6 protein-coding genes and 1 tRNA gene are annotated in these 6084 nt (G+C 59.7%); 3 read left to right on the forward strand and 4 right to left on the reverse strand.

The window, feature by feature from the left end; genetic code table 11:
* A partial coding sequence (locus ACIREA_RS24485; RefSeq protein ID WP_397384962.1) for a Gfo/Idh/MocA family protein occupies window positions 1–527 on the reverse strand: 527 nt, incomplete at its 3' end.
* A 153-nt stretch (window positions 528–680) separates the two neighbouring features.
* Here ACIREA_RS24485 and ACIREA_RS24490 point away from each other — a divergent pair.
* Window positions 681–2027, forward strand: a complete 1347-nt coding sequence (locus ACIREA_RS24490) for an alanine/glycine:cation symporter family protein (protein ID WP_397384963.1) — start codon at window positions 681–683, stop codon at window positions 2025–2027.
* A gap of 63 nt (window positions 2028–2090) precedes the next feature.
* Window positions 2091–2164, forward strand: a tRNA-Gln gene (locus ACIREA_RS24495).
* A 90-nt stretch (window positions 2165–2254) separates the two neighbouring features.
* Here the strand turns inward: ACIREA_RS24495 and ACIREA_RS24500 are convergent.
* The 3 genes from ACIREA_RS24500 to ACIREA_RS24510 form a co-directional block, all read right to left on the reverse strand.
* The gene (locus ACIREA_RS24500) at window positions 2255–2602 is read right to left on the reverse strand and encodes a hypothetical protein (protein WP_300195954.1); all 348 of its coding nucleotides are present in this window, start codon (window positions 2600–2602) and stop codon (window positions 2255–2257) included.
* A 78-nt stretch (window positions 2603–2680) separates the two neighbouring features.
* Window positions 2681–2971 carry a GIY-YIG nuclease family protein gene (locus ACIREA_RS24505; RefSeq protein WP_397384964.1) on the reverse strand — a complete coding sequence of 97 codons (291 nt, stop codon included), beginning with the start codon at window positions 2969–2971 and terminating at the stop codon, window positions 2681–2683.
* A 28-nt stretch (window positions 2972–2999) separates the two neighbouring features.
* Entirely contained in the window at window positions 3000–4364 is a 1365-nt protein-coding gene (locus ACIREA_RS24510; RefSeq protein ID WP_397384965.1) for a DUF1501 domain-containing protein, read from the reverse strand.
* A 95-nt stretch (window positions 4365–4459) separates the two neighbouring features.
* Between ACIREA_RS24510 and ACIREA_RS24515 the strand changes: the two genes are divergently transcribed.
* The gene (locus tag ACIREA_RS24515; RefSeq protein ID WP_397384966.1) at window positions 4460–5968 is read left to right on the forward strand and encodes a N,N-dimethylformamidase beta subunit family domain-containing protein; all 1509 of its coding nucleotides are present in this window, start codon (window positions 4460–4462) and stop codon (window positions 5966–5968) included.
* The last annotated feature ends 116 nt before the right edge of the window (window positions 5969–6084 follow it).

A 6084-nucleotide genomic window follows, 5' to 3' on the forward strand; every position in this document is an offset into this window, starting at 1 on the left:
TCGCTCACCCACTGCTTGAGGAAACGGATGCCCTTGCCGGTGTGACCCTGGTTGCCCATGTTGGTCTTCACGCCCTTTTTCTTGGCAGCTTCATGCAGCTGGTTAGCTTCCCAGATGCGGTTCACCAGAGGCTTCTGCACGCACACATGCTTGCCGCGCTTGATGGCTTCCATCGCTGCAGGGTAGTGCGCGTGGTCCGGGGTGGACACAGTGACCATGTCGATCTTGTCGCCCATCGCTTCAAACATCTCGCGGAAACTCTCGAACATCTTCGCGTCCGGATACTTCTGCTGCGCCTCTTTCAGGCGCGAACGGTCCACGTCACAGATGGCCACGATGTTAGCGCCCTTGGCGGAGATGCCCACGTCAGAGGCACCCTTGCCACCTGCGCCACCGATGCCGGCCACATTGATTTTTTTGACGACACCATCCTGACCAATCAGCAGATTGGGGAGGAAGATGCTGCCGGCGGTTGCGGCGGTGTTGCGGAGGAAAGTACGGCGGTTGGGGAAGAGCGAGGGCTTCATGGGGATGGATTGGGGCCGCAAAGATAGCGGATTGGCGCTGAAATACGCAATGGGAATGTCACCTCCCCCAAAAAACGTGCTTCACAGAGGAGAAATGCGCCCAGGGCACTGTTTCTGCTTGGCGAAGGACAGCTTACTCCCTTACAAGGCTCCATGGACTTTGCCAAAATTGCTTCCGACCTCTCCGGTTTTGTCTGGGGACTGCCCCTCATCATTCTGCTGTTTGGCACGCATTTGTTCCTGACCGTACGCACTGGCTTCATCCAGCGCTTCCTGCCGCAGGCGATCAGGATCTCCTTTTCGCGTGAGAAAGAAGGGGAGGGGGATGTGTCCCAGTTCGGCGCACTGATGACCGCCCTCGCCGCCACCATCGGCACCGGCAACATTGTTGGCGTGGCCGGAGCCATCACCATGGGCGGTCCCGGCGCCGTGCTGTGGATGTGGCTGACGGGTGTGTTCGGCATCGCCACGAAATACTCCGAAGCCGTGCTGGCCGTGAAATATCGCATCACCATGCCGGACGGCAGCATGGCCGGTGGCCCGATGTATGCCCTGGAGCGCGGGCTCAAGCAGAAATGGCTCGGTGTCCTGTTCGCCGTTTTCACCTGCATCGCCGCCTTTGGCATTGGCAACATGACCCAGGCGAACAGCATCGTGGAGCTTCTGCGGGAGCATATCAAACCCGACTCCGATGTCGTGTTGCGCTGGGTGGCTGGCAGCGTGATGGCCGTGCTGACTTCCGCCGTGGTGCTGGGCGGCGTGAAGAGCATCGCCAAAGTCTGTGAGCTTCTCGTGCCCATCATGGCTGTCGGCTATGTCTTTGGCTGTTTGCTGGTGCTGATCAAAAACTATGCCGCCCTGCCGCAGGCTTTTGCAGACATCTGGAATGGGGCCTGGAGCGGTCAGGCCGCGGTCGGTGGTTTTGTCGGTGCCACATTGAAGCAGGTGGCTCAGGCGGGGATCGCCCGTGGTTTGTTCTCAAACGAATCCGGGTTGGGCAGCGCGCCCATCGTGGCGGCGGCGGCTCAGACCCGCAATCCCGTCCGGCAGGCGCTTGTCAGCAGCACCGCCACCTTTTGGGACACCGTCGTGGTCTGCCTCATGACCGGTCTGGTCATTGTCAGCAGCGGGCATTGGAAAGACGGGCTGCCCAAGGGGGCTCTCACCAGCGCTGCGTTCGGTGATCTGCACACCCTCGGCCCCATTTTCCTGCTATTCGGCCTGATGACTTTCGTGTTCTCCACCATCCTTGGCTGGGGTTACTACGGCGAAAAGGCCGCTGAGTACCTCTTCGGCACGCGCGCGGTGAAGCCCTATCGTCTTCTCTGGGTGCTGGCCGTCCTGTTTGGCTCCGTCCAGCCTGCCCAGGCCGTCTGGGACTTCGCAGATGCTGCGAATGGCCTCATGGCCATCCCAAACTTGATCTGCCTGATCTGTCTCAGCGGGGTGATCGTGGCCGAAACCAAGGCCCATAAAAAAGAATTGACCGGCCGGGGCTGAAAAAGTCTGCCCTCGCACTTGCAAGAACGTCGGGTGCCTCTATTCTCTCCGCCCGCCACTCACTGCCTCATGGTGTAATGGTAACACAGCAGATTCTGAATCTGTTATTCAAGGTTCGAATCCTTGTGAGGCAACCACTCCTGCCACAGGCAGGATAGACAAAAGAAAACGGCACGTGCATCTCAAGGACGCAGCGTGCCGTTTCGTTAAAACAAGGGATCAACAACTCAGGCCTTGGCCTGCGCTGCTGCAAGGATCGCGGAGTCCAGACGGGCCAGGCGATGGGCGCTGGAGGCGCTTTCGATGCCTTCGAGGGCGCGGTAGGTCTTGCCCACCTTCTTCACGAGACCGCAGTTGGTCAGTTTGAGGATCTTTTCATACGAGCGCAGGCGGAGCATTTCTTCGCCGCCGCTGACGGCATTCTTCAGCTTCAATCCTTCAAAGACTTTCGAAAACAGGGCTTTAAACTCAAAGGTTTCACCGGTAGAAAGTACGTTCACCAGTTCATCGGTGACGTGATCAACTACCCGGCGGGAGAAAGGCGCTTTTTTCGTGACTGCTTTTGTGGTGACCATCTTTCCCTGTACCACAAAAATAGCTCGCTGTCTCGGAAACCCTTCGCAAATGTCACATTTCCCCTGCGTAAATACGCATCATGCCGCTAGATACGCATCTTTTGCGCATCTGCTAAGTTTTTTGAAAGAAAATTCAGCTCTTAGGGCTGCTGATTTGCTCTTCTGCGGCCAGCTGCGCAGCAGACTCACCGGCCCGCGGCCACGCGTGTAGCGCGCTCCCTTGCCAGCATTGTGCTGGGAAATGCGACGCTCCAGATCATTGGTGATCCCGCAGTACAGCGTCCCGTCTTTGCAGAGCAGCACATAAAGCTGCCACTTTTTTTTGGCAGGCTTGGCTTTGGCGGCGGGCTTTTTCTTTTTCGTCGGCACGGCGCATCATAGCCGGTGCGGCAGGAAATCAAAACAGCTCGCTGATCGTCGAGCCTTCCGTCAATGCCACTGGCCGTCCATCCGCCGAGGTGTAGCTGATCTCGCGGTAATCGTATCCCAGCGCCGAGTAGATGCTGGCATGAATGTCGGCAGGTGTGATCGGACGGTCTTTGGGAAAAGCTCCGCTGGCATCCGAACTCCCGATGACCTGGCCGCCGCGCACCCCGCCTCCGGCGAGCACGACGCTGTAGCAGCCCGGCCAGTGGTCACGGCCGGCGTCGGTGTTGATCTTCGGCGTGCGGCCAAACTCACCCATCCAGACGACCAGCGTGCTTTCCAGCAGGCCGCGTTCTTCCAGATCATCCAGCAGTGCGGAGTAGGCCTGCTCCATCGGTGGCACCAGCCGGTTCTTGAGCCCGTTGAAGTTGTCCTTGTGGGTGTCCCACGTGATGGAGGGGCCATTGACCGTCGTGACAAACCGCGTGCCCGATTCCACCAGACGCCGCGCCAGCAGGTGCGACTGCCCCCAGCTGTGCCGGCCATAGCGCTCGCGCACCTTGTCCGGCTCCTTGGTCAGATCAAAGGCATTGGCTGCCTTGCCGGACTGCAGCATGGTCGTAGCCTGCTCATTGAAGATGTCCATCTGGGCCGTCTGAGTCGACGCAACGGGCCGTGAGGCGGCGCTCATTTGATTCAGCAGCGCGAGGCGCTCTTGAAAACGTGCAGGGGTGAGGCTGGCATCCAGCCCCATGTTCCTTACTCGAAACGCAGCGGCGTTCGGATCATCATCCAGCACATAGGGGTCGAAGCGCGTGCCAAGGCAGCCGCCAAACTGGCCGGGCGTCAGGTATACCTTGCTGTCGCAGTGTGGAAACGGCGTGATGACATACGGCGGCACTCCCTTGCTGAAGCCATCGCGCTGCGCTAGCCAGCCAACCAGCGTCCCCACCCCAGGCAGATCCGTTGGGCTGGGCGTGATGAGCGTGCTGTCCACCCGATAGGGGCGTCCTGTGGTGGCCCAGTGCATGCCGCCATTGTGACTGCTGTGCCCATGATGCACCGAGCGGATCACTGCCAGCTTGTCCATGCGCTTCGCCATCTGTGGCAGCAGCTCCGTCACATGAATGCCCGGAACGTTGGTGCGGATCGTTTTGAATTCGCCACGAATCTCCACCGGCCCGTCCGGCTTGGGATCCCAAAGGTCGATATGGCTCGGCGCGCCGCCATTGAAGATCATGATCACCGACTTGGCCTTGCCGAGCCCGATGCTGCTCTTGTTGGCTGACGCACCCAGCGCCGCGAGTTGGTTCAATCCCAGACCAAGCATCCCCATGCCACCGGCATGAAGCAGGCTGCGTCGCGAAAGGCGAATCTCTGGAACGGAAGTGCGCACGATCCACAACCTACGGGGCCAGAGAGAAGATCTTGCGAATGCGAAGTAATTTGCGTCGCCTGCTATACCCGCCGTCACGCTCTCGTATTGCTCTCATGGATCGCCGAGACTTCATCAAAACCACCAGCGCCGTCGCAGCCATGACGGGCGCACGCAAAGTATTTTCCGCACCTGCTGCGAAGCGTCAGCCTGATCTGATCAAAACCGAAAACGCCAAACCCGGCGCGAGTTTCCAGCTCACCCGCATGCGGCCGGATGACTCGAAGTCCTTTCGCACTTCACTGATCGAAGGCTACTGCTCGCGCCAGTCGGTCAAGGCCGGCGAAAAGCTCGACATCTTTGTCAGCACCAAACCGGCGGCGAAGTTCACCATCGACCTCTTTCGCATGGGCTACTACGACGGCGCAGGCTCACGCCTGATGACCACCCTCGGCCCTTTCGAGGGCAAAGTGCAGCCCGTGCCTGAGATGGCCGACAAGCGCCTCCGTGAATGCCAGTGGGAAACCTCCACCACCCTCACCATCCCCACCGACTGGCCCAGCGGTGTCTATCTCGGGAGACTCTCCACCATTCCTGAGTCCGCCGACAAACCCTACTGGCAGAGCTACATCATCTTCATCGTCACCGACGACCGCCCCGCTGACATCCTCTTCCAATGCTGCGACAACACCTGGCAGGCCTACAATCGCTGGCCCGTCAATGAATCGCTCTACACCGATCCACGCGCCGCCCACGCACCCGGCGTCAGCGTCAGCTTTGACCGCCCTTACGGCAAGTATGTGCAGATCTTCGACAACCCGCAGAGCATGGGCAGCGGCGAGTTCCTGCTATGGGAATACCCGCTCTGCTACTGGCTCGAAAAAGAAGGCTACGACGTCACCTACTGCTCAAACGTCGACAACCTCAATCCCGCCAACCTTTCCCGCGTCAAAACCATGATCAGCATCGGTCATGATGAGTATTGGGACATGCGCCAATACACCAACGTCAAGCAGGCCATTGCCGATGGTCTCAGCGTCCTCTGGCTCTCCGCCAACGACGTCTACATGGTCACCCCTTTCACTCCGAATGCGAAGGGCGCTGCCAACCGCCGCCTCACCCGCGAAACCTGCTTCGGCGAATTCCGCGAAGAGGAGAAGGAAGCCTATTCCAAAATCCTCGGCCCCTTTGAAAATCCCGGCCCTGACGAGCGCGACATCATCGGCGCACGTACCATCGTCCCCTTCAATGGCGGCGGCGACTGGACCTGCGCCAAGCCTGATCACTGGCTCTTCGAAGGCACCGGCATGAAGCAGGGCGACAGCATCCCCGGCCTCGTCGGCTGGGAATTCCACGGCGATCCCGACACCGCCCGTCCAGGCCTCGAAGTCGTTGCCGAAGGCAACGTCTGGGCCAGTGGCGTCCGTCTCGGCAAATACGCCGCCACCCTTTACGAGGGCCCCAAGAAAAACATCGTCTTCAACGCCACCACCATATTCTGGAGCCAGGGCCTCAGCGATCCCCCCGGCCACATGATCCCCTGGAGCCACTTCTCACGCCCCCACGGCCCAGATGAGCGCGTGCAGCGCATCACGAAGAATGCCTTGAAGCGGGCGATTGGGTAAGGTCGATTTTAATTTCGCATGCTTTGCTCCAGAGCGGCAAAGGCCGCAGCGTGGAGTGGTCCGCACTCTCCGAGTGCGGTTCCAGATGCTCAGTCCGCACATGGAATGTGCGGACG

The organism is Prosthecobacter sp. (assembly GCF_044373815.1).
GTDB lineage: Bacteria > Verrucomicrobiota > Verrucomicrobiia > Verrucomicrobiales > Verrucomicrobiaceae > Prosthecobacter.

Bases quoted from the DNA above. Each gene is read 5' to 3' on its own strand.
- ACIREA_RS24515 (WP_397384966.1), top strand. From the start codon at position 4,460: ATGGATCGCCGAGACTTCATCAAAACCACCAGCGCCGTCGCAGCCATG.
- ACIREA_RS24490 (WP_397384963.1), top strand. From the start codon at position 681: ATGGACTTTGCCAAAATTGCTTCCGACCTCTCCGGTTTTGTCTGGGGA.
- ACIREA_RS24500 (WP_300195954.1), bottom strand. From the start codon at position 2,602: ATGGTCACCACAAAAGCAGTCACGAAAAAAGCGCCTTTCTCCCGCCGG.